We start from the raw sequence: 20026 nt of genomic DNA, 5'->3' as shown, positions 1-20026 counted from the left end.
CTTCACTGTATATGCGCATCTTTTCCGTTCACGCCGCGCGGCTCCACGGAATCCACGCGCCCTTTCACGTCGCCGTCGAGCGTCTGCACGACGATGGCGTCGCCGCACCGCACCTGGACGCTGGAGAGCAGCGGTCTGCCGCCGCTCATGACCAGGCTGTAGCCGCGACGCGCCAGAAGCGCGGGCGAGAGATTCCTCAGAGAACGCTCGTATCCGTCGAGCTGCCCTTGCCTCTGTCGAAGTTCGGCGCGCGCGTGGAACGTCGTTTTTTCGTCGAGATCGTCAAGACGCTGCGCCGCGTTTTCCAGCAGACGCCCCAGAAAATTCCTCATGTTTTCCTCACGGCTGGCAAGCATCTGCCTTTCATTGCGCAGGCCGTGGTCTGCGTGCATATGAAGAAGACGCGCGCATTCCGCCAGGCCGCCCAACTCCCGCATACGATCGGGGAACACCGACGCGGCGGCGGCCGTCGGCGTCGGTTCGCGCCGGTCGGCGGCCAGATCGCACAGCGACCAGTCGACTTCGTGCCCCACGCCGCACACGACGGGGACGGGACAGCGGGCGACTTCCCGCACCAGCTCCTCGTCGTCGAACGGATTGAGATCCTCCTTGGCGCCGCCGCCGCGCACCAGAAGCACGACCTCTACCCCCGCCAGAGCCGAAACCCGTCTCATCGCCGCGGCGGCGCTTTCGGCCGCACGGACGCCCTGCACGAGACAAGGAACGACGATCAGCTCGGCGGCGGGGAAACGGGTGCGGAACTGCCGGATCACGTCCTGAACGGCAGCCCCCGTGTCGGAGGTGACGCAGGCCGCGCGCCGCGGATAACGCGGCAGGGAGCGTTTGCGCGCGGGAGCGAAAAGCCCTTCCTTTTCCAGTTTGAGACGGAGCTCCTCTTTGGCTCTCGCGGCCGCGCCCAATCCGAGCGGATATATTTTACGCGCATAGATCTGCACGGCGCCGCGCGCCTCATAAAGCCGCACGCTGCCCGAAACCACGACGCGATCGCCGACCGCCGGCCAGAGGAGCGTCCCCGCCGCGTCGCCGCGGAACATCACGCAGGGCATCGAAGCGTTCTGCCCTTTCAGGACGAAATAAACGTGCCCGGAGACGTGACGTTTGAAATCGGTCAGTTCGCCTTCGACAACGAGATGGGCGAGCGTCTCGTCGTAGTCGAGCAGATTTTTTACCCGCAGAGCGACCTCGTCTACGGTCAGAGGCGCGGCGTCTTTTTTGACGCGAACGGGACCGTAACGGATCATAACAGAGAAAGGCCCTTGACGATACGAGACAGGACGCCGTTGACGAAACGAGGCGAATCGTCGCTGCCGTACTCTTTGGCCAGCAGCACGGCTTCGCTGAGCGCGACGCCGACCGGGACTTTTTTCGCGATCACGGCCTCGTACAGCGCCAGGCGGATGATCGTGCGGTCCACCAGGCTCATGCGCTCGGTCTTCCATTCGGTCGAGTACGTTCCGATCAAGGCGTCGATCTCAGCAAGGGCGCCGCGCACGGAACAGGCGCGCTCGCAGGATCGGCGATAGGCCGCCAAGGGAACCCGCGATACCCCGATTTCCTCGTCGGCGCCGGCTTCCCCGCTTTCAGCTTCAGCGCCGTTTTCCGCCGCGGCTTCCGGCTCGACGAAAAGCTCTTCCAGAAACGCTTCGATCTCACGCTGGTCAAGCTTCTTTCCGCCCAGAGAATCCAGCGCGCACAGAATTTGGAAAAGGCGCACCCGCGCCGCATGAAGCGATTCCTGTATGTTGTCTTTATTCGTCACCATTGGGGACCTCTTTTCAAAAAGGGCAAAAGATTCTGCAGCTTGGCCCAGCCTCCGCCGGAAATAAGCCACGACGAAAGCAGCCACGTGCCGCATCCTAAACCGACGTAAACGGCAAAGCCTCCCCACGAAAGGGCAAAAAAGGCAAACACGCCGCAGGCGCAGTTGATCCAGAACGCAGGCTGCCCGCAGAGAGAATGCTCCAGGTAGGGCGACTCGGCGAGAAAGCGGCTCTGTCTGATCCACTGCAATCTGGGCAGCTCCATCCCCATGGCGCGCAGGTCCTCGGTGATGGCCTTGGCGCGGCGCATATCGTCCTCGCGGCTCCAGAACTCGCGCTTGTCGTTGATCACGACAAGACACAAACGATCGTGCGCGCGCAGTCTGACCGCGCTGCACTGGACTCCCTGGGGAAGATGGCGGGAAACGAGAGAGAGCACCGCCTGCGTATCCACTTTGATAAATCCATAGGGCGTACGCCCAAAATCCTGATACGTCGCGCATGCCTCCTTTCTCTACGACAGCAGCCGGCCCGAAGACGAGCCGGCTGTTATGTTACTCTCCGGCAGTGGTCACCGCTGCCTTTGCTCCAGTTTCTCCCGTTCCTTGCTCTTCTTTTGGGGCCTGTTCGCCGAAATAAACTCCCTGGACAAAAATGTTCACGGCCTTGACTTCGTAGCCGGTCGAACTCTCCAGCTCCTTTTTCAGGAATTCCTGCAAATCCCAAGCCACGTCCGGAATACGAAGCCCGTAGCGAACGAGGACGTAGGCGTCGACGGAGATCTGCGACTGCGTCCCTTCTTCGAGCGAAACGCGCACGCCCTCGGGATTTTTTCGTCCCAGTCCCAGCACCGACATGCCGGCGTTCGCCGGCACCACCGAGGAAACCCGCGCCAGCGCCCGACGGGCGATTTCCTGAACGACGTCTTCGGAGATGTGGAGCAGGCCGTCGGTCGACTTCGGGTCCTCCTCGCGGGCTTCCTCTACGGCGCGTTCCAGGTCGAAATCGGATTTGTAGAGCGGCTCGGACGTCTGGTCCAGCTCGTCAATCGGCGTCATGATCCTCCGCCTCTAAATCCACGTCGACCTTTTCCCCGCAGTCGGGACACTCAACGCAGTGATCGTCGGGGGAAAGCATGGACGTTTGGCAGTAAAAATGCAGGCCGCAGGACGGACAGGCGACTTCCGTGTAATCGTCTTCGAGAGACGCTTCGTCTTCGTCGAGTTCTTCGTCGATGCCCAGACGCGATTCGACGTCGGACAGATCGGCGTCGAGCTCGCCGCAGATCGAATAGAGGTCGTCAGCCGCGCTCCGCTGCTCCTCCAGCTGTTTTTTCAGCTCGCCGTTCTCGTCCGCCAACGCCTCCAGCGCCTCGACGACGGCATTAAAGAGAGAAAGCGCGAGCTTGTCTTCCGGCTTGCCGGCGTCGAGAAGTCCCTTGACATAGGCGATCTTTTCACGTGCGCTCATTGCGGATCTCTCCTTTGTGAAAAACAGGTTCGAAACAGTCTTTCCGTACAGGCTGAAAGACGCAGTTTCCAGTTCTTCTTAAATAAAATATAAAATGTTCCACGTGGAACACTTCAATTATTTTTTCACTCGTTCGACGTATTCGCCGGTGCGGGTGTCGACGACGACGCTCTCGCCGTTCATGACGAACATCGGCACCGTGATGACCAAGCCCGTCTCCATCGTGGCCGGCTTGCCGCCGCCGGCGGCCGTGTCGCCCTTGAAGTTCGGCTGCGTGTCGACGATCTTCAGCACCACGCTGTTGGGCAGCGTGATCCCCATGACCTTGCCCTCGTACATGTCGAGACTGACTTCGAGATTGTCCGTCAGATAATTGAGCGCCGGACCGAGAGCTTCCTTGGTCAGATAGACTTCCTCGTAGCTTTCCATGTCCATGAAGACGTAGTGGTCGCCGTCTTTGTAGCTGTACTGAGCGGGTTTCTCGTCAAAGACGATGCGTTCGAATTTATCGTTGCCGGACACGAAGCTGTTTTCGGAAATGCTGCCCGTGTCGAGATTGCGCAGTTTGCATTTGAGCACGGCGCCGCCGCGCCCCTTCATGTGATGCTGACAGTCCACCACTTCCCACAGACCGCCCTGCCATTTCAGTTTCATGCCAGGGTAAAATTTACTCGTATCGACGATATCAGCCATTTGTTACGTACCCTCCCGAGAATCTGTTTCTCTGCCGCGAATGCAGACAGCCATGACGTTTAATTCTAATGTGTTTTCACTCCATTTGCAAGAGCGTGTGTCGTCGTTCAACGATAATGCCGCGCGTAAGCTCCGACGGCGGACGATTCCGCCGGGACGCACCGGGGGCCGTTCATAAAAGGGAAGCGGGCCCGTGGAAGCGCGCAGGCCCGCTTGGGAGCGCCCATGAAGGCGCGGCGTTATGGAAAAACAAAAAAACGATATCGCACAGGAACAAATCCCGTCGGCGTCAAAGGAACCGACTCGTGCCGGAAGCGTCGGCGGGCAAGATCGATGCGGCGGCGCCCGCGCGGCTTCGCCCCGAAACCGGCCGGCGGAATTTTTTGCGCGCGGCGCCCCACGCCCATTATTTCAGCACGCGAGATCGATCAGACCCGGCTGCCGCCACACAACGCCGCGGCGAGAGCCGCCGGTGGTCGGTCAGTGCCCGCAGCCGTCGTGGCCGCCGTTGTCCTTGTTTTCCCGTTTCGCGTCGCTGGCGGATTCCGCGGCGCGCTTGACGGCTTTTGCCCCTTTGCGCCCGGGAGCCTTGGGATCCTCACAAGCGTCAAGCATGTCCTCATAACTTTGCACCCAGCCTATACCATCGACGACTGCTTTTATTGCCTCGGTCTCCGAGGATATGGTTACCGCTCCTTGGACCACGTTTACGGCATTGACTGCCACGGTTATCTTTTTAAAATCCTTCCGTTCAGTGCTGCGATCTTTATCAGTCGCGACATCGACAAAACCCAGAATCGAATCGCCCGCCGCTAACCCACTCCCCACTACCCCACTGGTAACGACAAAAACTGCACCATACGTGCCTGCAGTAGTACCCACCATTCCAGCCACCGCGGGTGCTAATGACGGAGCGCTGAGAAAGAAAAGAGCGAGGCCTGCGACAGCAGCGGTTCCGGCCGCAGCCACCTCGCCGGCTCTGGCGACGTAGCCAAGCGTACCAGAAATGGCCGCGTCCAGCCGGGCGTCCGCCATTTCTGCTTTTATCCGGTCTTTTCGGGCCTGGGGATATTTGGCCTCCATTTCCCGCTGCCGTTTCTTCTCCTCCTTGCGGAGCCTGTCGATCTCGGCGGCCGGCACGTTGATATCCGGAGTGCCGTCCGCGATGCTGTTGAGTCCCGCCTCGATGCCGTCGAGACTGGACAGGTTGAAAGGCGCCGCATAGGCCGGAGTCGCGAACAGAAAGCTCAGCGCTTCGGCCAGCATCGTCCGCTCCTCTTCGTTCATGAAAGACACCGCCATCCTCTTCGCCACGCGGATGTTGAGGGCGTACCTCTTCGCCACGGAACTCAGTTCCTTTCTCAGCCGCGTCACCTCGTACGCCATGGCGTCCAGTTCTTCCTGCGAAGGCGTCTTTTTGCCCCGGTAGATGGCGTCGTGGATCCGTTTGCAGTAATACCTGGCGCCCATTTCCGCGTTGATGAACGCCTCGATGTACGCGTCGTGTTCCCTCAGGATCTGCGCGGCGTATTTCTTTGGAATGGTGGTTTTCTTCGGCGCTTTTTTCTTCGTTTTCGCGGCGTCTTTCTTCTTCGCGGATTTCTTCGCCGCCGGCGCTTTTTTCGCGGCAGGGGCGGCTCTCTTCGCCGCGGGCGCGGCGCCTGCCGCGACGGCCGCCGCGGGAAAGCCCGAGAATGCCAGCGCGCACATCAGAAGTATCGACGTCAGGGTTTTCGCTCTCTTTCCGATTCTCATCATGTCATCGTCCTTTCGATTTTCGCCTTTTTCGCGATCTGCTTTCAAAAGATCGCGGCGGCGCCTTCGAAATATATCCGCATCGAAAAGTATAACAGAAAAGCCGCCGTTTCACACATAAAAAAATACACGCCGCGTCCATTTTCACAGAATTGCAGATGCTTTAGGCTTTTGTAACCACTTTGAATCTTTTCAAAAACAGCACAAAGACTCCCGCCTGCTGAAAAAGCCGCCTGTAAAAGGACATGGCAATCCGTCCGCAGCGCCTCGGCGCGGCCGGATTGCCTTTTATATTCGCGCAGTCAGGCGCACGCGCTCCGGCCGCGCCGGCAGGTCTGCAGTCCCAGCGCAACGGACCGAAAAGTAAGACGCGGGAGCTTTCGAGCGGCTCTTTCAATGAACGGTCACAGCGACATTTTTTCAGAAGCTCTTTTCAAGGTCGGGGATTTCAAGAATATAGGGGATCAAAATCATCACGACCTGGCTGCGCGTTTTTTTATCGAGTTTGGCTTTGAAAAGCTCGCCGATCAGCGGGATGCTGCTCAGAATCGGCACGGCGGCGCGCGTGCGCGAACGGCTTTCCTTGAACAGGCCGCCGATCACGAACGGCTCGCCGTCGCGCACGCGGATCTTCGTTTCGACGGTGCGGGAGTTCGTCTGCGGGATCTGTTCGCCCTGACCGCCGCGGATCCACTGGATCACCTCGCCTGTCGCCAGGGAGACGCCGACGGTGATCATGCCGCCACGTCCGATCCGGGGCGTCACTTCCAGTTTGGGGCCGACTTCTTCGTCGTCGTAGGTCGGATTCTGCGCGTCGTCGCGCCGCGACACGTATTTCAGTTTTTCCACGAGCTTCACGGTCGCTTTTTCGCCGTCGAGCACGGTCACCGTAGGATCCGCCAGGACGCGCGCTTTTTTCTGTTCCACCAGAGTGTGAAGGCGAAAATCCAGCATCCGCGTCGCCGTGCCGGCCAGCCGGACGATGCCGCTGCCGATCTCGCCGGGAAGATTGGCGGAAGTGTCCAGATTCCCCAGCGGCCCCTCGGCCGTGCCGGGCTTGTGACCGCTCTGCGCGAATCCCGCCGAGAGCGCGCCGTTCTGGTAACTGCCCCACCACCAGTCGTAAACGGCGTTGAGGGCCGTTTCGAGCTGGTCGCTCGCGTCGTCGTTCACCTCGATGATGCGCGCCTTGAGCATCACCTGCCGTCCCGGCGCGTCGAGCAGGCGGAGCGTTCGCCGCACTTTTTCCTGCTGAAAGGCCGTTCCCGTGACGATGATCAGATTCTGGCGCTCGTCGACCAGCACTCTGTTGGCCGGCGAAGCGAGCTCCGCCAGGTCTTTCAGCAGGGGCGCGGTCTTCTGCGCCTCCGCATAGGCGACGTGATAACTCTTGGTCGTCAGGCGCCCCGTCAGCAGGCCCAGCGAATTTTTCGCGCCGACGACGACGGTCCGGCCAACGACGCTGAAGCCGAGATTCTGAGAACGGAGCACGAACTGAAACACGTCCGCGAAGGGGGCCTCCCTGAAGGCCAGCGTCATCCTCGCGTTCTGCGGCACCGAGGCGTCGACGACGATGTTCACGTCCGCCATCGCGCCGAGGAGGCGGAAGACGTCCGCCAGATCGCAGTCTTTCAGGTTCATGGAGATCTTTTTCGACGAAATGCGCCCGGCGTCTCCGCCTTCCTGCAGAATCGGCGTTTGTTCCCGATCCCGGGCGCGCCCGCCTTTTGCGAAGCGGATCCGCATGCGGCCGCTCCCGGCCCCTCTGACGTCGCCGAGCTGCAAGGGCTCTTCGCAGAAAAGCGTGATCAGCGTGCTGCGGTTGGAGTCTTCCACTTTGATATGAGGGACCAGCGGCGTATCGAGATCGCGCTCGTAGTTCAGCGCGGGGAAGCGCACGCCTTCGAGCACCAGCGTCAGGGAATTTTCATTCCTGTAAGCCAGTTCTGGGCGTTTCAACGCCTGCCCCTCCAAGGACAACACGATATGCGAATCCCCGGCCTGTTCCACGCGAAGCGCCCAGAGCCGGGGCTCCGCGCGCGTTCCTGCCGCAAGTTCCGCCGGCAGGAAAAGGGGAAACAGGAACAATGCAAGCGCCGCGCAATGCTTCTTCGGATTCATACGCCCCTCCTATTCCAGCGGCACGAAAAATTTTTGCCCGCGCCACTGACAGGTCATGCCCGTCTGCCCGATCGTCAGGATCCTCACGCCGTTCAGCGATTGCCCGGGGACGGCCAGGACCGTCCCCGCCGCCCCTTCGACGGCCACGGCTGCCCACTGCCGGCCGCCGGACGAAACGACGCCGCGCAGCGCCAAAAGGGGACGATTCAGGATCCCATCCGGCGAAGCATCGTCGCCGCCGTCCCATGATTCGTCCCACGCCGCCGCCCGCTTCAGGACGTCGAGCCGCCGCTGCAGAATCCGTTCCAGTTCGGTGCTCCGCGCGACCGGCGCCGGTTCCTCGGGCGCCGCCGCCGCGACGGCGATTTTCGCGGGACGAAAGAGCCGACGCTGCCAGAAGACGGTGAAAATCAACGAAAGGATCGCGCAGCCCCAACAGAAAACGCCGGCCGCCGTCCTGATCTTGCCGGGAATCGCGCTCACGACGCCGCCCCCTTCCGCAAAAAGGCCGACAGCGTCATGTCCACGCCGAACGACCGCTCGCCGGTACGGCGCGCCTCCACGCGGTCGATGCAAAAAAACTCGCGGCGCGCCAGCAGTTCGCTCAAAAAGGCGCGGATGCCCTGCCCCCGCGCCCGCAAAGCCGCCTCGAGACGCACCGCCCCAAGCCGATCGGGATCCGGCGACAGGGACACGGCGCACTCGACCTGTGCCGCCAGCGCGCCCTGTTCCAGCGCCGCCTTCAAATCTTCGGGCGTGTCTGCCGGAACGATCGGCAGTTTGTCGAAACGATCCCGCTCTTCCCGCAAAGCGGCGATCCGAGCCGTCAGCGTTTCTGCGCGGGCTCCGCGGCGCTCGGCGAGCAGCCGCAGCTCCACCGTGCGCGTTTTCAGATCGTCGATGCGGGACACGATCCGACTCTGAGCCCACACCACGGCAAGCATCAGCGCGACGGCCGCCAGCCCGCGAAAAACGGGCGCCGTCACCGTGAGTTTTTTCATCGTCCCCGCCTCGTTCCTTCCAGACACAGGAGCAGACTTCCGCCGCTCAGAAGCCGGCGCTCCGTGATTCGCAGCGGCGCGTAGGGCAGACGCGCAAGCTTTTCGAAGACGTGATCCACGCTCTCGCGATCGGCGAACAGGATCTCGATCCGACAGCGTTCCCGGTCCGCCGCGACGGCTTCCAGCTCCCCCGTCTCCGGCAAGGCGCCGGCGAGCGCCGTCAGGATTTCAAGCGCCGGCGCCGAGCTTTGCCCGTGCTCGATCATGGCCCTGAGCTGACCGTCGTGCGCTTCAAGCTCCCCGCACACTTCGCTCAGACGCGCCGCGGCCGCCGCCGCTTCGCGCTCCGCTTCCAAAACCGCGGCGTACTGCGACTGCAGACGCGGCCACAGCGTCAGCGCGCAGATAAAAAACTGCAAAAAACACAAAAACATCACGGCAAATGCCCCGTATTCGCGCAGAAAGCGCTTCCATCCCGGCTCGACCGGCTCGAAATAGGAAGCCGGCAGCAAATTGAATTCAGTCTTCATGAGCGAACCTCAGCAGCAAACCGACGACGTCGTACCAGCCGGGATCGGCCGGAGGCACGAGAGCCGCCGGACAGACTCCGTCGAAATCGATCTCCCGCGCCGCCGCGCGCAGATTGCCGAACGGGAGCGCGGCCGGCGCGGAGGCGTCTTTTGCGATATAAACCGGCGGCGCGGTCCCGCCGAAGTTTTCGGAAACATAATCCAAGGTCCTGTTTATTTCCGAACACATCTGCGAATTCCAGGCAAACTCTTCGGCCGGGAGGGCGACGCTGCGGAAGACCAAGCCGCTCCCCTCGGAGACGAACGCGCAGTGCAGCGAACCTTCGCGTGCCATGACCAGCAGGAAACGCTCTGCGGCGATGACGGAAGCGAAAGCGCGCGTCGAGGCGACGATCTGCGGTTCCGCGGCGAAAACGCGCCCCCGCGAGCCGCGCAGACTTTCGAGAAACGGCACAACCTGCGCCTTCGCACAGGCCGCGCCCACAAGGCTCAGCCGGGCGCCGGCCGGCGCGGCCGCCTCGCAGAGATCGAACAGCGCTTCGCCGAAATCGAACGGGAAATAATCGGAAAAACACCACGCCATGGAGGCGCGCGCCTCTTCCAGATCGGCCGCCGGCAGGGAAAACAGCTGAAAAATGCAGTCGGCCGACGGGATCCCTACGGCGAAAGGGAGCCTGCCCCAGCGGAACGCCAATTTTCTGCGCAGAAACGCGCCCAGGGCCGCCCCGTCCACCAGATGTCCGCGGCTGACCACCCCGTCGGGAAGAGAGATTTTATCGGCGTTGACGAGCCGCGCCCGTCCGCCTTCCCGCAAAAGTTCGCCGTAGCACGCACAGCGATCGCGCAGCGCCAGCGCCGCCCCCGCGCAGCGTTCAGTTCTCCGTTTCCACAGCATCGTCCCGCTCCTTCCCCGAGCACACCGCTTCAGCGAATCCGCCTGGACAGCCTGACTTCGCGCGTTTCTCCCCGTCCCGGCCAGGTCACCAGGACCGTACAGATCCTTCCCTCCGTCGAAGGCGACAGGTCGACAGAAACGTCAAACGAAGCGAAGCCGCTGGAAAAATTTTCCAACAGCTTCTCTGGCGAAGGGACCTTCCCCAACGCCTCCACTTCCTCGACGCACGAAAGCGCCCCCCGCCAGGCTTCCTGACGACGGCGAAGCTCAACGGCGGCGTGCAGGTTTTCCGTAAAGGCGGAGGCCAGCAGAGGCAGAAAAACAGCCGCGAGCGCCGCGGCGATCAGGCACTCGACCAGCAGAAAACCTTTTCTCATCTCGTCCCTCGTCATGAGAACGACCGCACCGCCTGCAAAATCGGCAGAAAGATCGCCGCGACGACGACCGCGGCCGCCAGCCCGACCGCGATGATCAACAGCGGTTCGAGGACGGACGTCAGCCGTTTGATCCCCTCGTCGAGCGCTCTTTCATGCCACTCTGCGGCCCGCAGCAACATTTCGTCCATTTTCCCAGTCTGCTCCCCCGCCGCGATCAAAGTCGCCGTGACCGGCTGCAGCAGAGCCAGTTCCCGGGCCCGAGCCGCCAGGCCGACTCCCCGGGAAGCGGCGTCGTGCAGTTCCATCAGCGTCCGGGCCATCGCGGTGTTGCGAGAAGTTTCCGCGCTGAGCTCGAGCGAACGCAGCAACGGCACGCCGGATTTCAGCAGCAGCCCCAGACTGCGCAGCGAACGCGCCAGCGCCGCTTTCGCCCGCAGCGCGCCGACGACGGGGACCTTCAGCCGCAGACGGTCGATCGCCAAACGCGCCCCGGGCACCCGGCGCAGCCCCCAGAGCGCGCCGGCGGCGGCAGCCAAGCCGGCAAACAGGAAAGACAGGATCAGCGGAAGATGTCCGCTCACGTAAAAAAGCCGAGCCGTGAGCGCCGGCATGGGAATTTTCAGACGCGCGAAAATCTCGTGGAACTTCGGCAGAACGAAAACGAACATAACCAAAAGCACCGCAAGAGAGAAGAACAACACCAGCGCCGGATAGGTCAGCGCGGAAAAAATTTGGGAGCGCAGCCGTTCACGGCGCTCGTACCGTTCCGCCACAAGCTCCAGCGATTCGGAAAGCCGCCCGGTCTCTTCGCCGACGGAGAGCATCATCCGGTCGACCGGCTCGCCAAAACGGCCGTCTCTCATCGCCCGGCTCATGGCTTGTCCGCCGTTGACTCCCCGGCACACCCGCCGGATCTTTTCGATCATCGGAACGCAGCGGCTCGTCTCCGCAAGCCGCTGCAGGGAAACGCCCAGCGGGATTCCCGCCGCGGTGAAGAGCGCCAGCTCCCGGAAAAACAACGCTTTCTGCAGCAGCGGGATCGTGCCGATAGCGCGCAGTTTACGCCAGAGCGACGCCGCGGGCCGCGCCGCTTTTTCCGAAGCGCCGGCTTCGATCGCAAGCGGCAGCAGGCTCTGCCGACGCAAAAGCCGCGCCGCTTCCCGCGCGTTCGTGCCCTCGACCACGCCCGTTCGCAGCTCTCCGGCGGAAGACCGGGCCCGATAGGAGAATTTCATGACGTCATCGACCGGCCGTCCAGAAGACGCTTCATCTCTTCGCCATCAAACGCGCCGGCAAGGGCGGCTTCCGGCGCGATGCGCTCCTGCTCGACGAGCCGCAGCAAAGACTGTTCCATCGTGTGCATGCCGTCGCGCTGCGACGTTTGCAGCATCGTCTTCAGCTGCGCCGTGCGCGACTCGCGGATCGCGCTCCGCACCGCCGGCGTGGCGACGAGCATTTCCGTGGCCAAGCAGCGGCCGCCCGCGCGCTGCGGGACCAGCCGCATCGCGCACACGCCCGCCAGCGAAAGCGCCGTCTGCGCGCGGATCTGCGCCTGCTGCGCCGCCGGAAAGACGTCGATGATGCGTTCAACGGCCTGGGACGCGTCCGGCGCGTGCAACGTCGCCAGCACCAGATGGCCGGTTTCGGCGGCCGTGACGGCGGCGGAGATCGTCTCGCCGTCGCGCATTTCCCCGATCCCGATCACGTCGGGATCCTGCCTCAAAGCGTCCCGCAGGCCGGCCGCGAAGCTCGGGCAATCGCGACCGATCTGACGCTGGTGAAGCAGCGCCCGTTTGCCCTCGTGCACGAACTCAACGGGATCTTCCAGCGTCACGATGTGGACGCGGTACGTCCCGTTGAGCCAGTCGACCAGAGAGGCCAGCGCCGTGCTCTTACCGCTCCCGGACGGCCCGGTGAACAGCAAAAGGCCGTGGCCTTTCGCGCAGAGTCTTTTCAGAACCGCCGGCAAACCGCACTGTTCCGGCGCCGGGATTCGAGCGGGGATCAACCGGATCGCCGCCGCGGGCTGGCCCATGCTCCAGAAGCAGCTGAGGCGGAATCGCCTCAGCGCGGAGGGAGCGCCGAATTCATGCGCGGCGCTGACGCTTTTATTCAGTTCCCAGTCGTCCCATTCCGCCGCGGAGAGCATCCGCCTGATGGACGCCAGCAGCCATTCCCGGCCGACCACGGCGCGCCCGCCGTCCTCGAGCCGGCCGTCGACGCGGAACAACGGCGCGCGGCCGCAGGAAAGATGAACGTCGCTGGCCCGGCGCTCCGCTGCTTCGTCGAACAAAGCCCACAGATCAGGTTCCGGCATGGCAATCACCTCACGTCGATGGCGCCGAAAACTTCTTCGTAACTCGTCACGCCGGCCAGCGCTTTGGCGATGCCGCCGCGCTCCAGCGTCCTCATGCCCTTGCGGACGGCCGCCTCGCGCAGCCTGGAGACGCTTTCCTCGCGCGCGATCAGAGCGGAGATTTCTTCGTCGACGGCGAGGACCTCAAAGATCACCGTCCGTCCCGCATATCCCCGGCCGTCGCATCGCGGGCAGCCGACAGGCCGGTAAAACACGCTGCCGCGCGGAAGCTCCAGGCGCTCGCATTCGCGTTCGGGCAGCGCGTACGGCTGCCGGCAATGAGGGCAGAGTTTGCGCACCAGGCGCTGAGCCATCACGCCGCGCAGCGCCGAGGCCACGAGGAAGGCAGGCGCGCCCATGTCGATCAGGCGCAGCGCCGCGCTGGCGGCGTCGTTGGTGTGCAGCGTGCTCAAGACGACATGACCGGTCAGCGCGGCGCGGACGGCGAGCAGCGCCGTTTCGCCGTCGCGGATCTCTCCCAGCATGACGATGTCGGGATCCTGGCGCAGGATGGAACGCAGCGCCGCGGCGAAGGTCAGCCCGCTGCGCTCGTTGACCTGCACCTGAGTGACGCCGGAAATGTCGTACTCCACGGGATCTTCCACGGTCACGGCGTTGAACTCGGCAAGGTTCAGCCGCTCCAGCATGGCGTACAGCGTCGTGGTCTTGCCGCTGCCGGTGGGGCCGGTGTTGAGGATGACGCCGTTGGGGACCTTCAGCAGATCCTTGATCCGCGCCAGCTCTGCGGCCTCGCAGCCCAGTCCTTCGAGCCCGCGCAGCGCCCGCTCCCGGTCGAGGAGGCGCAGGACCGTTTTCTCGCCGTGGACGGAGGGAAGCGTGGAAATGCGAAGATCCACTTTGCGCCCGTCGACGTCCCGTAAAATGCGGCCGTCCTGAGGAAGACGGCTTTCGGCGATGTCCATCCCCGCCATGATCTTGACGCGCGCCGTCACGGCCCGGTGGATCGCCGCCGGAAAACGGACCGCGTCCACAAGCCGGCCGTCGATGCGGAAACGGACCCGCGACTCTTTTTCGCCCGGCTCGACGTGGATGTCGGAGGCGCGTTCGCCGATCGCCTGAGCGATCATGCTCTCCACGATCCGGGAAACCGGCGAAGCGTCGTCCAGACGTTCCGGCGCCGCTTCGTCGTTCCTCTCGTCGTGCAGATAATCCGCGGAGAGGCGGGCGATGCGTCCCGAGAATTGATAGGCGCGGCGGATCTCGGCCGCGAGGTCGGGAACGGTCGAGGGGACCAGCTCCACCCGCCGGCGCGTCAGCGTCTGCAGTTCATCGGCACAGGGCAGGCGCCGCGGCTCCTCCGCCATGACGCGCAGATGTCCGTCGGCAGCGATCGTCAGCGGCAGGACGCAAAGCCGCGCCGCCGTTTCGAACGAGATCAGCCCCAGCGCCTCCGGCGCAGGATGCAGCCTGGCCAGCGCCACGCGGGACGGCGGCAGAGCGCCGCTTTCCCCAAGCGTCATAGACGTCATCTCCTTACCTGTAGAGCGTGTAATAGATCCCCGACGACGGCGCCGGCAGAACCGACGAGACGGGAACGACAGCCGGCCCGTCCGCGCCGTTTTCCAGCACCACGACTTTGCCGTCCCGGACCGCCAGAGCGGCCGCCTTGTCGGAGAGCGTTTCCGCAGCCGCGAGCCTGCCGGGCGTCAGATCGACGACCTGCAAAACGCGGCGCTCCTCCTCCCGGCCCAAGAGGTAGAGCAGCCCGTCATAGAAAAGCGCGCTGACGACGTCATGAAAACCTTTGAGCTCCAGCCACCAGCCCCAGCCGCTGCCGCGCCAGGGCGCCGCGCTCCAGCGCAGACTTTTCAGCCCCGCCGGCGCGGCCGCGACCAGAGTGTCCGCGCCGTTCCCGCCGACGAAAGCCAGCCACAGCCCCCGGGGCACAAGGCAGGGGATCGGCGCGAAACAAAAATCCAACTCATCGAAGAGCGTTATCTTTTCCAGATCGATCCGTTCGGAAAAACGAAAACCTTCCACCTGGCGCAGAAAAATCTGCACGCCGCCGCGGCTGTCGCAGAGCGCCACACGCTGCAAGCGCCCGGAAGAATCGTTCAGGGCCAGCGGCGGCAGGCAAAGTTCCGCGTCGCCGTCGCCCTCGCTTTGCCCCGTCAGTTTCCCGCTCAAAGCGTCGTAGCTCAGCAGCCGCCCGCGCGCGCCGGCGCCGGAAGGCACCAGCAGAGACCATTTTCCGGCGAGGGGAAACGCCAGCGGCGCCGCCGCGGCATACCCGAGCGGCGAACAGCCGTCTTCGACGCCGCCCCAGCAGAGACAGTCGCCGTTTGCCAGATCCTCGCGCCCCCAAAGAAAAGAAGGCGCGAGGGGATCGGTCACGTCGAGGCAGAAAAGGGCGCGGGCCCCCGGCCCCAAACTGCCCCACAGCAAAATCCGTTCCCGCGAGGAAACGGTCACCCGCTCCGCCGTCAAACCGCCGGCCGTCAGCCAGGGCAGCTCCGTCGGGGACCTCGCCCGCGCCAGGGCCTCCGCCCGCGTTTTCCAGCAGAGCTGCGGCGGCGCAAAAGCCCAGCGTTCTTTTCCCGTCGCCGCGTCGAAGGCGCATATCAGCCCGTCGTCGGTCTGGACGTACAGAGAGTTTTCCGCGTCGACCATGGCGGCCGGAAACGGCGCGCCCGGCGACGCGTCCCGCAGCCGGGCGCGCCACTCGTCCCAGAGCGCTTCATCGACGCCGAAGTAATTTCCCGCCGCGGGGTCGTACCCACCAAGCGGGCGCAGCTCCCCCGCCGCCGGCCCGTCGCGCCCGCACGGCACGACGAGCACCCGGCGCGGCGATCCGACGGACGACTCCCAGATGATCCGTTCCGTTTCGAACGCGTCGCCGAAGAGACGCTTTTGTATCTTGCCCTCGTCGCCGCAGGGACTTGGGCGTTCCCGCCGCAGCGGCACGTAACCGCCGCGGCGTCCGTTCTCCCGGAAGAGCAAAGGCGTCCCCGTCAGTTCCCACTCCGAATTCCGCGAGAAACTGGAAAGTTCCCGCCGGTTTACCGGCAGCGCCGGCGCCTCGGCCCGCAGACTTTCCGCCGAAAACAAAAACAGGACCGCGAGAAATCCGAGAAATCCCGGCCGCATCATCGTTCCACCAGGACAACCCGCTCGAGCGTCACGGCATGAAGCGCGTCCGCCGCCGGTAAACGAGGACGCGCCGTGACCGCAACGCGCCAGGCCCCTTTTTGAAAAAGCGGGCGTCCCGCCTGCCTCGCCTGAAGCTGCGCGTACGACTGGCGAAAAAACAGCGGCGGCTCGCCGTCCGGCCACATCCCGCCCACCGCGGGCGGATACGCGGCGACCCTTGAATTCACATTCAAAGAGGGAGAAACGGTAAAAAGGCACCACTGAACGCGACTCTCCACCTCCGCGTCAGCCGTGGAGAACCGTCCGATGTCCGGCGGCACGGCGATCTCCAGCTGTTCCGGGCCGGCCGCAGGTGAAACCGGCATCATCCCGTATCCTCCGCGCGGGTTTTCCGGTTTGCGCTGAAAAATCCACCTCGTGGCGCGTTCAAGCGCGTCCCGCGCCGCCGCGTCAAGCTTCGCCTGCAGGATGGAATCGCCGACGCTCCGCTGCAGCCCGCGCCAGCGCGCGTACTCCAGCGCCAGCATTCCGGCCAGGGCCGAGACGACGATCAGCAGGACCGCCAGAGCGCTGCCCCGCCGCTTCAGAGTCCGAGCTTCCATGTCCGCGAGGCCTCCAGCGCCTTTTCTCCGGCGGCGAACTGCACTTTGACGCCGAGCAGACGCCGCTCTTCGTCAAGGCGAAACCCCAGCGCCTGCACGCCATGAAACATCGGCTGTTCATGACTGCCGTCATGATAATCGACATAGACCGTTCCATTTTTAACGAAAACCTTCATCGCCAGAAGCCGGCAGACCGGCGTTCCCCACGGCACGGCAAGGGGTGCCCGCGCCGTCACCGTCGGAGATTCGCCGGCCGCCTCGCGGACGATCCGCACCGGCACCTCCGTCCCCGGGAACAAAAGCCAGCTGACCGACAGCCTGGCGTCCGTCGTATTTTCCTCTTTGACGGCGCCGGAAAAAAGACTTTTCACCGGAACGTTCGCTTCCGCCTGGAGCTCTTTCAGCACGACATTCCCCGTCGGCATGCAGGAGACGAGACGGAGCGTGTTCCCCCAGCCGGCGCCGGCGGAGCGGAAACCGTATCCGTCAACGGAGTCGCCGACGGAAACGTTTTTTTGCCAGAGCGACCAGGCCGGCATGGAGTACAGCGGCAGCGGGGGCGAAAACAGATCCGCCTGCCAACGTTTGGGCAGTCCGACGCCGCAATGCTTCACCGGAGTTTCCAGAAAAGCGAAAACGCGTTCCGCGCTGCTCCAGCCGGCCCCTGAGACATAATCCTCGCTGCGGTGGAAGGACTCGACGGCATTCTGCATGACGAAAAGGGCGCCGCCGCTCAGCAAAACAAAAAGAGGAAGCGCCGTCAGAACCTCGACAAGCGTCATTCCTCTTCGTCTGCGTTTTCCGCTTCGCATCGCGCCGGCCTCCCCATCACTTAAACACGACTCTCAGCCTCATTGAAACGATAAACCCAATAAGTTATTTTTTATTTTATCAGAACTGTTTTTTCTTATCAAGAGAGACCTCTTATATTTTATGAAGAAGTTCACAAAAAATACGTTCGTTTTTGAACGCCAATGATACAGTAAATCTGCTGATCGCATATCAGCACGGCATTCTGTCTGCTCCCGCTCTTTGGCTCTCCATAAGGAAAAACCATGCACGCCGATCGCAGCGACAGGGACGCACCGTTCTACATGTGTCGGCAGCCTCCGCAAACATGAAAGCGCGAGAACGGATCGCCGAAAGAAATCAGCGCCCCATCCTCGCGCTTGCGCCATCGACCGGTTCTTCTCCGCTCCTCCAGACGTTTTCGCCGCGAAGCGATCCTTTATGACGACGCGCTCAATCCCATTCTTTCATCAGCAAAAAGTCACGGATATTGAAGTGTTTGATGCCGTCTCGCCCCATATCGAACTCGTCCGATGAAACGACATATTTGGGGAAATTGTCGGGGATCCCTTTGTACGCGCCAAACTCGCGTTCGACCGTCTCCCTGCCGGCAAGCAGATAGGCGACCTGCACGTACAGCTTGCTGGCTCCCCTGCTGGCGACAAAATCGATCTCTTTCGCACCGTTTCGGCCAACGTTGACGCTGTAGCCGCGGCGCAGCATTTCCGTACAGACGATGTTTTCCAGCACTTGATCCACGTCTCTCATATTTTGACCGTAAACAGCTTCGCGAATGCCATGATCGGCAACGTAATATTTTTCATTGACCGAGAGAATTTTTTTACCGATAAGGTCCGCGCAGCTTATCCTGTTGAAAAGGAACGCATCCGTGCAGGCTCTGACATAGTTCAGAACCGTATCGTGAGCCGCGGCCCGTTTCTCGTTCTTGAAGTATTTGGAAATAGCGTACGCGCTGAAAGGATGTCCCACGTTGGCGACAACGTAAGCGACAATGCGTTCCAGAAGATCCACGTCGCGAATTCGCACGCGGCTCACGACGTCTTTCAGAATCACGGAGTTGTAGAGTTCGCGAAGATACTAAGCGCACGCCTCTCTGTTCTCGATCAGATGAGTCAGGAAAGGCATGCCTCCGAGCTGGATATAACTGCGAAAAGCTTCCGCAGCTCCCAGTCCCGGATTTCTCTGCCGCGACATCTCGAGAAACTCCTCGAACGAGAAAGGATAGACGACAAATTCGACATAGCGACCGGCGAGATAAGTCGCCAACTCCCCCGAAAGCAATTTTGCATTGGAGCCCGTGATATAGATGTCGCAATCGAAATCAACGCGGCAGGAGTTGACGCATTTCTCCCAGCGTTCGACCTCCTGAATCTCGTCCAGAAACAGATACGCCTTGCCGCGAATCCCGGAAATCCTGCGTTTCAATTCCTCGTGAAGCGCTTCGGCGGTACAGAGTCCGGCGTTGTCCATTTGTTCAAAGTTGATTGAGACAAATTGCTCTCGCGAAGCCCCCATTCTCAGGATCTCATCCTGAATCAGCTCAAGCATGACGGACTTGCCGGAACGGCGCAAACCAGTCAAGACCTTTATAAGCTCATTGCCGATGAACGGCCGGATACGCTCCATGTACCGCTCCCGCTTGATCATAAGTCTATAACCTCCCTTTCATGGATAAAATCATTATAATTCAAATACAATCGCAAAGCAAAGTTCTGATTTTGATTTTGGCTAACATGTTAGTCAAAATCAAAATCAACAAGTTCAGATTCCCATGCATCACAGACTTCTCGTCTTACTATCCATCAAGGATAACCTCATTAGATTTTCTGGCGCGACGGCAAAAACGAGAGCTTAGGACCGTTTTCCAATGATCGCTCCTCCCCGCTTTCCGCGCCGATGAAACCCTTAAAACTCGTCAGTTCGACTTTACGACCTTCACTTCATCAATACGCTCCCATCGCTCCAACGTGCGTCTCTCCGTTGTCTTCATTCCCATCGACTTTTTGGGACAGCCTCTTTTTTTCCGGCCCGGACAGCGCCCGCATTTTTGCGCGAGGGGAAAAGCCCGGATTTTGCAGGACATTGCAGTAAAAAGCTCCACGTGGAACATTACGGCCGGCAAATATGCACAGCGGGTAAATTTTCAGAGTAAATGCAACCTCGTCAAAGTAAATGCGACGGGGTTGCATTTACTTTGACAGGACAAAAGCAGCAAGCAGTCATTACGAACACATAATAACGATCAAGATTGCGCTAACGGAACAAATTCAAGGGGATGAAAAGCTGTTACGAGGAAATTGTCCGAAAAAAGTGCATACAAAAGTGATCCTCAACTGAAAGCAAAATTTTCAGTTCAGAGTTAATGCAATCAAGAAATTAAAAAGGAGCCGTTATTTACCGGCGAGAAGAGTCCGCTTTAAACAGATATCCTGTGGCGGAATAAGTTCGAGTCCGAGTAAATGCAATACGTCCTCGCCATACAGGTTGATAAAGATCTCTGCAGGAGATTTTCCGTTAAATTTTT

General features: G+C 61.8%; 21 protein-coding genes. All 21 read right to left on the bottom strand.

The features are described 5' to 3' along the window. Nucleotides 1-2: 2 nt before the first annotated feature. Nucleotides 3-1262 (bottom strand): exodeoxyribonuclease VII large subunit, encoded by a 1260-nt coding sequence (gene xseA, locus B0D78_RS08120; protein ID WP_078016476.1) that lies wholly within the window; start codon nt 1260-1262, stop codon nt 3-5. Further along, nucleotides 1259-1783, bottom strand: a complete 525-nt coding sequence (gene nusB, locus B0D78_RS08115; protein WP_078016475.1) for a transcription antitermination factor NusB — start codon at nt 1781-1783, stop codon at nt 1259-1261. Before nusB ends, xseA begins: the two co-directional genes overlap by 4 nt. After that, complete coding sequence (locus tag B0D78_RS08110) at nt 1777-2235, bottom strand: hypothetical protein (RefSeq protein WP_078016474.1); 459 nt, start codon at nt 2233-2235, stop codon at nt 1777-1779. Before B0D78_RS08110 ends, nusB begins: the two co-directional genes overlap by 7 nt. A 100-nt stretch (nt 2236-2335) precedes the next feature. After that, nucleotides 2336-2839 carry an Asp23/Gls24 family envelope stress response protein gene (locus tag B0D78_RS08105; RefSeq protein WP_078016473.1) on the bottom strand — a complete coding sequence of 168 codons (504 nt, stop codon included), beginning with the start codon at nt 2837-2839 and terminating at the stop codon, nt 2336-2338. Further along, nucleotides 2826-3251 carry a CD1247 N-terminal domain-containing protein gene (locus B0D78_RS08100; RefSeq protein WP_078016472.1) on the bottom strand — a complete coding sequence of 142 codons (426 nt, stop codon included), beginning with the start codon at nt 3249-3251 and terminating at the stop codon, nt 2826-2828. The genes B0D78_RS08105 and B0D78_RS08100 overlap by 14 nt, the downstream gene beginning before the upstream one ends. Before the next feature lie 117 nt (nt 3252-3368). Then, entirely contained in the window at nt 3369-3944 is a 576-nt protein-coding gene (gene efp, locus B0D78_RS08095) for an elongation factor P (RefSeq protein ID WP_078016471.1), read from the bottom strand. A 480-nt stretch (nt 3945-4424) separates the two neighbouring features. Beyond that, complete coding sequence (locus tag B0D78_RS13245; protein ID WP_205948279.1) at nt 4425-5702, bottom strand: hypothetical protein; 1278 nt, start codon at nt 5700-5702, stop codon at nt 4425-4427. Nucleotides 5703-6119: 417 nt separating this feature from the next. Continuing rightward, complete coding sequence (locus B0D78_RS08080) at nt 6120-7820, bottom strand: secretin N-terminal domain-containing protein (RefSeq protein ID WP_078016469.1); 1701 nt, start codon at nt 7818-7820, stop codon at nt 6120-6122. Nucleotides 7821-7829: 9 nt separating this feature from the next. Next, on the bottom strand, nt 7830-8303 hold the full coding sequence (locus B0D78_RS08075) for a hypothetical protein (RefSeq protein WP_078016468.1): 474 nt from the start codon (nt 8301-8303) through the stop codon (nt 7830-7832). Continuing rightward, complete coding sequence (locus B0D78_RS08070) at nt 8300-8821, bottom strand: hypothetical protein (protein WP_078016467.1); 522 nt, start codon at nt 8819-8821, stop codon at nt 8300-8302. The genes B0D78_RS08075 and B0D78_RS08070 overlap by 4 nt, the downstream gene beginning before the upstream one ends. Next, entirely contained in the window at nt 8818-9351 is a 534-nt protein-coding gene (locus tag B0D78_RS08065) for a hypothetical protein (RefSeq protein ID WP_078016466.1), read from the bottom strand. Before B0D78_RS08065 ends, B0D78_RS08070 begins: the two co-directional genes overlap by 4 nt. Continuing rightward, entirely contained in the window at nt 9341-10246 is a 906-nt protein-coding gene (gene pilM / locus B0D78_RS08060) for a type IV pilus biogenesis protein PilM (protein ID WP_078016465.1), read from the bottom strand. The genes B0D78_RS08065 and pilM overlap by 11 nt, the downstream gene beginning before the upstream one ends. A 29-nt stretch (nt 10247-10275) precedes the next feature. Next, nucleotides 10276-10623 (bottom strand): type IV pilus modification PilV family protein, encoded by a 348-nt coding sequence (locus B0D78_RS08055; protein WP_143521788.1) that lies wholly within the window; start codon nt 10621-10623, stop codon nt 10276-10278. 11 nt (nt 10624-10634) lie between these two features. After that, on the bottom strand, nt 10635-11858 hold the full coding sequence (locus B0D78_RS08050; RefSeq protein WP_078016463.1) for a type II secretion system F family protein: 1224 nt from the start codon (nt 11856-11858) through the stop codon (nt 10635-10637). Beyond that, nucleotides 11855-12940: a type IV pilus twitching motility protein PilT gene (locus tag B0D78_RS08045; RefSeq protein ID WP_078016462.1), complete on the bottom strand. Its 1086-nt coding sequence runs from the start codon at nt 12938-12940 to the stop codon at nt 11855-11857. Before B0D78_RS08045 ends, B0D78_RS08050 begins: the two co-directional genes overlap by 4 nt. 5 nt (nt 12941-12945) lie before the next feature. Continuing rightward, nucleotides 12946-14460, bottom strand: a complete 1515-nt coding sequence (locus B0D78_RS08040) for a GspE/PulE family protein (protein WP_078016461.1) — start codon at nt 14458-14460, stop codon at nt 12946-12948. Between the two features lie 13 nt (nt 14461-14473). Then, complete coding sequence (locus B0D78_RS08035; RefSeq protein ID WP_168170065.1) at nt 14474-16087, bottom strand: PilC/PilY family type IV pilus protein; 1614 nt, start codon at nt 16085-16087, stop codon at nt 14474-14476. Then, entirely contained in the window at nt 16087-16692 is a 606-nt protein-coding gene (locus B0D78_RS08030) for a hypothetical protein (RefSeq protein ID WP_078016459.1), read from the bottom strand. Before B0D78_RS08030 ends, B0D78_RS08035 begins: the two co-directional genes overlap by 1 nt. Further along, nucleotides 16674-17474 (bottom strand): hypothetical protein, encoded by an 801-nt coding sequence (locus B0D78_RS08025; RefSeq protein WP_078016458.1) that lies wholly within the window; start codon nt 17472-17474, stop codon nt 16674-16676. The genes B0D78_RS08030 and B0D78_RS08025 overlap by 19 nt, the downstream gene beginning before the upstream one ends. Nucleotides 17475-17934: 460 nt before the next feature. Continuing rightward, complete coding sequence (locus tag B0D78_RS13240; RefSeq protein WP_205948278.1) at nt 17935-18555, bottom strand: ATP-binding protein; 621 nt, start codon at nt 18553-18555, stop codon at nt 17935-17937. A gap of 24 nt (nt 18556-18579) precedes the next feature. Beyond that, nucleotides 18580-19149 (bottom strand): ATP-binding protein, encoded by a 570-nt coding sequence (locus tag B0D78_RS13235; RefSeq protein WP_205948277.1) that lies wholly within the window; start codon nt 19147-19149, stop codon nt 18580-18582. Between the last annotated feature and the right edge of the window lie 877 nt (nt 19150-20026).

The organism is Pyramidobacter sp. C12-8, from assembly GCF_002007215.1.
In the GTDB taxonomy this organism is placed as follows: Bacteria; Synergistota; Synergistia; order Synergistales; family Dethiosulfovibrionaceae; genus Pyramidobacter.
The sequence above is the reverse complement of the archived record's forward strand: the minus strand, read 5'-3'. Positions and strand labels throughout refer to the sequence as shown.

Coding starts and splice junctions, on each gene's coding strand:
- xseA (WP_078016476.1), bottom strand. CDS start 1,262: ATGATCCGTTACGGTCCCGTTCGCGTCAAAAAAGACGCCGCGCCTCTG.
- nusB (WP_078016475.1), bottom strand. CDS start 1,783: ATGGTGACGAATAAAGACAACATACAGGAATCGCTTCATGCGGCGCGG.
- B0D78_RS08105 (WP_078016473.1), bottom strand. CDS start 2,839: ATGACGCCGATTGACGAGCTGGACCAGACGTCCGAGCCGCTCTACAAA.
- B0D78_RS08100 (WP_078016472.1), bottom strand. CDS start 3,251: ATGAGCGCACGTGAAAAGATCGCCTATGTCAAGGGACTTCTCGACGCC.
- efp (WP_078016471.1), bottom strand. CDS start 3,944: ATGGCTGATATCGTCGATACGAGTAAATTTTACCCTGGCATGAAACTG.
- B0D78_RS13245 (WP_205948279.1), bottom strand. CDS start 5,702: ATGATGAGAATCGGAAAGAGAGCGAAAACCCTGACGTCGATACTTCTG.
- B0D78_RS08080 (WP_078016469.1), bottom strand. CDS start 7,820: ATGAATCCGAAGAAGCATTGCGCGGCGCTTGCATTGTTCCTGTTTCCC.
- B0D78_RS08070 (WP_078016467.1), bottom strand. CDS start 8,821: ATGAAAAAACTCACGGTGACGGCGCCCGTTTTTCGCGGGCTGGCGGCC.
- B0D78_RS08065 (WP_078016466.1), bottom strand. CDS start 9,351: ATGAAGACTGAATTCAATTTGCTGCCGGCTTCCTATTTCGAGCCGGTC.
- pilM (WP_078016465.1), bottom strand. CDS start 10,246: ATGCTGTGGAAACGGAGAACTGAACGCTGCGCGGGGGCGGCGCTGGCG.
- B0D78_RS08055 (WP_143521788.1), bottom strand. CDS start 10,623: ATGAGAAAAGGTTTTCTGCTGGTCGAGTGCCTGATCGCCGCGGCGCTC.
- B0D78_RS08050 (WP_078016463.1), bottom strand. CDS start 11,858: ATGAAATTCTCCTATCGGGCCCGGTCTTCCGCCGGAGAGCTGCGAACG.
- B0D78_RS08045 (WP_078016462.1), bottom strand. CDS start 12,940: ATGCCGGAACCTGATCTGTGGGCTTTGTTCGACGAAGCAGCGGAGCGC.
- B0D78_RS08040 (WP_078016461.1), bottom strand. CDS start 14,460: ATGACGCTTGGGGAAAGCGGCGCTCTGCCGCCGTCCCGCGTGGCGCTG.
- B0D78_RS08035 (WP_168170065.1), bottom strand. CDS start 16,087: ATGCGGCCGGGATTTCTCGGATTTCTCGCGGTCCTGTTTTTGTTTTCG.
- B0D78_RS08030 (WP_078016459.1), bottom strand. CDS start 16,692: ATGGAAGCTCGGACTCTGAAGCGGCGGGGCAGCGCTCTGGCGGTCCTG.
- B0D78_RS08025 (WP_078016458.1), bottom strand. CDS start 17,474: ATGACGCTTGTCGAGGTTCTGACGGCGCTTCCTCTTTTTGTTTTGCTG.
- B0D78_RS13235 (WP_205948277.1), bottom strand. CDS start 19,149: ATGATCAAGCGGGAGCGGTACATGGAGCGTATCCGGCCGTTCATCGGC.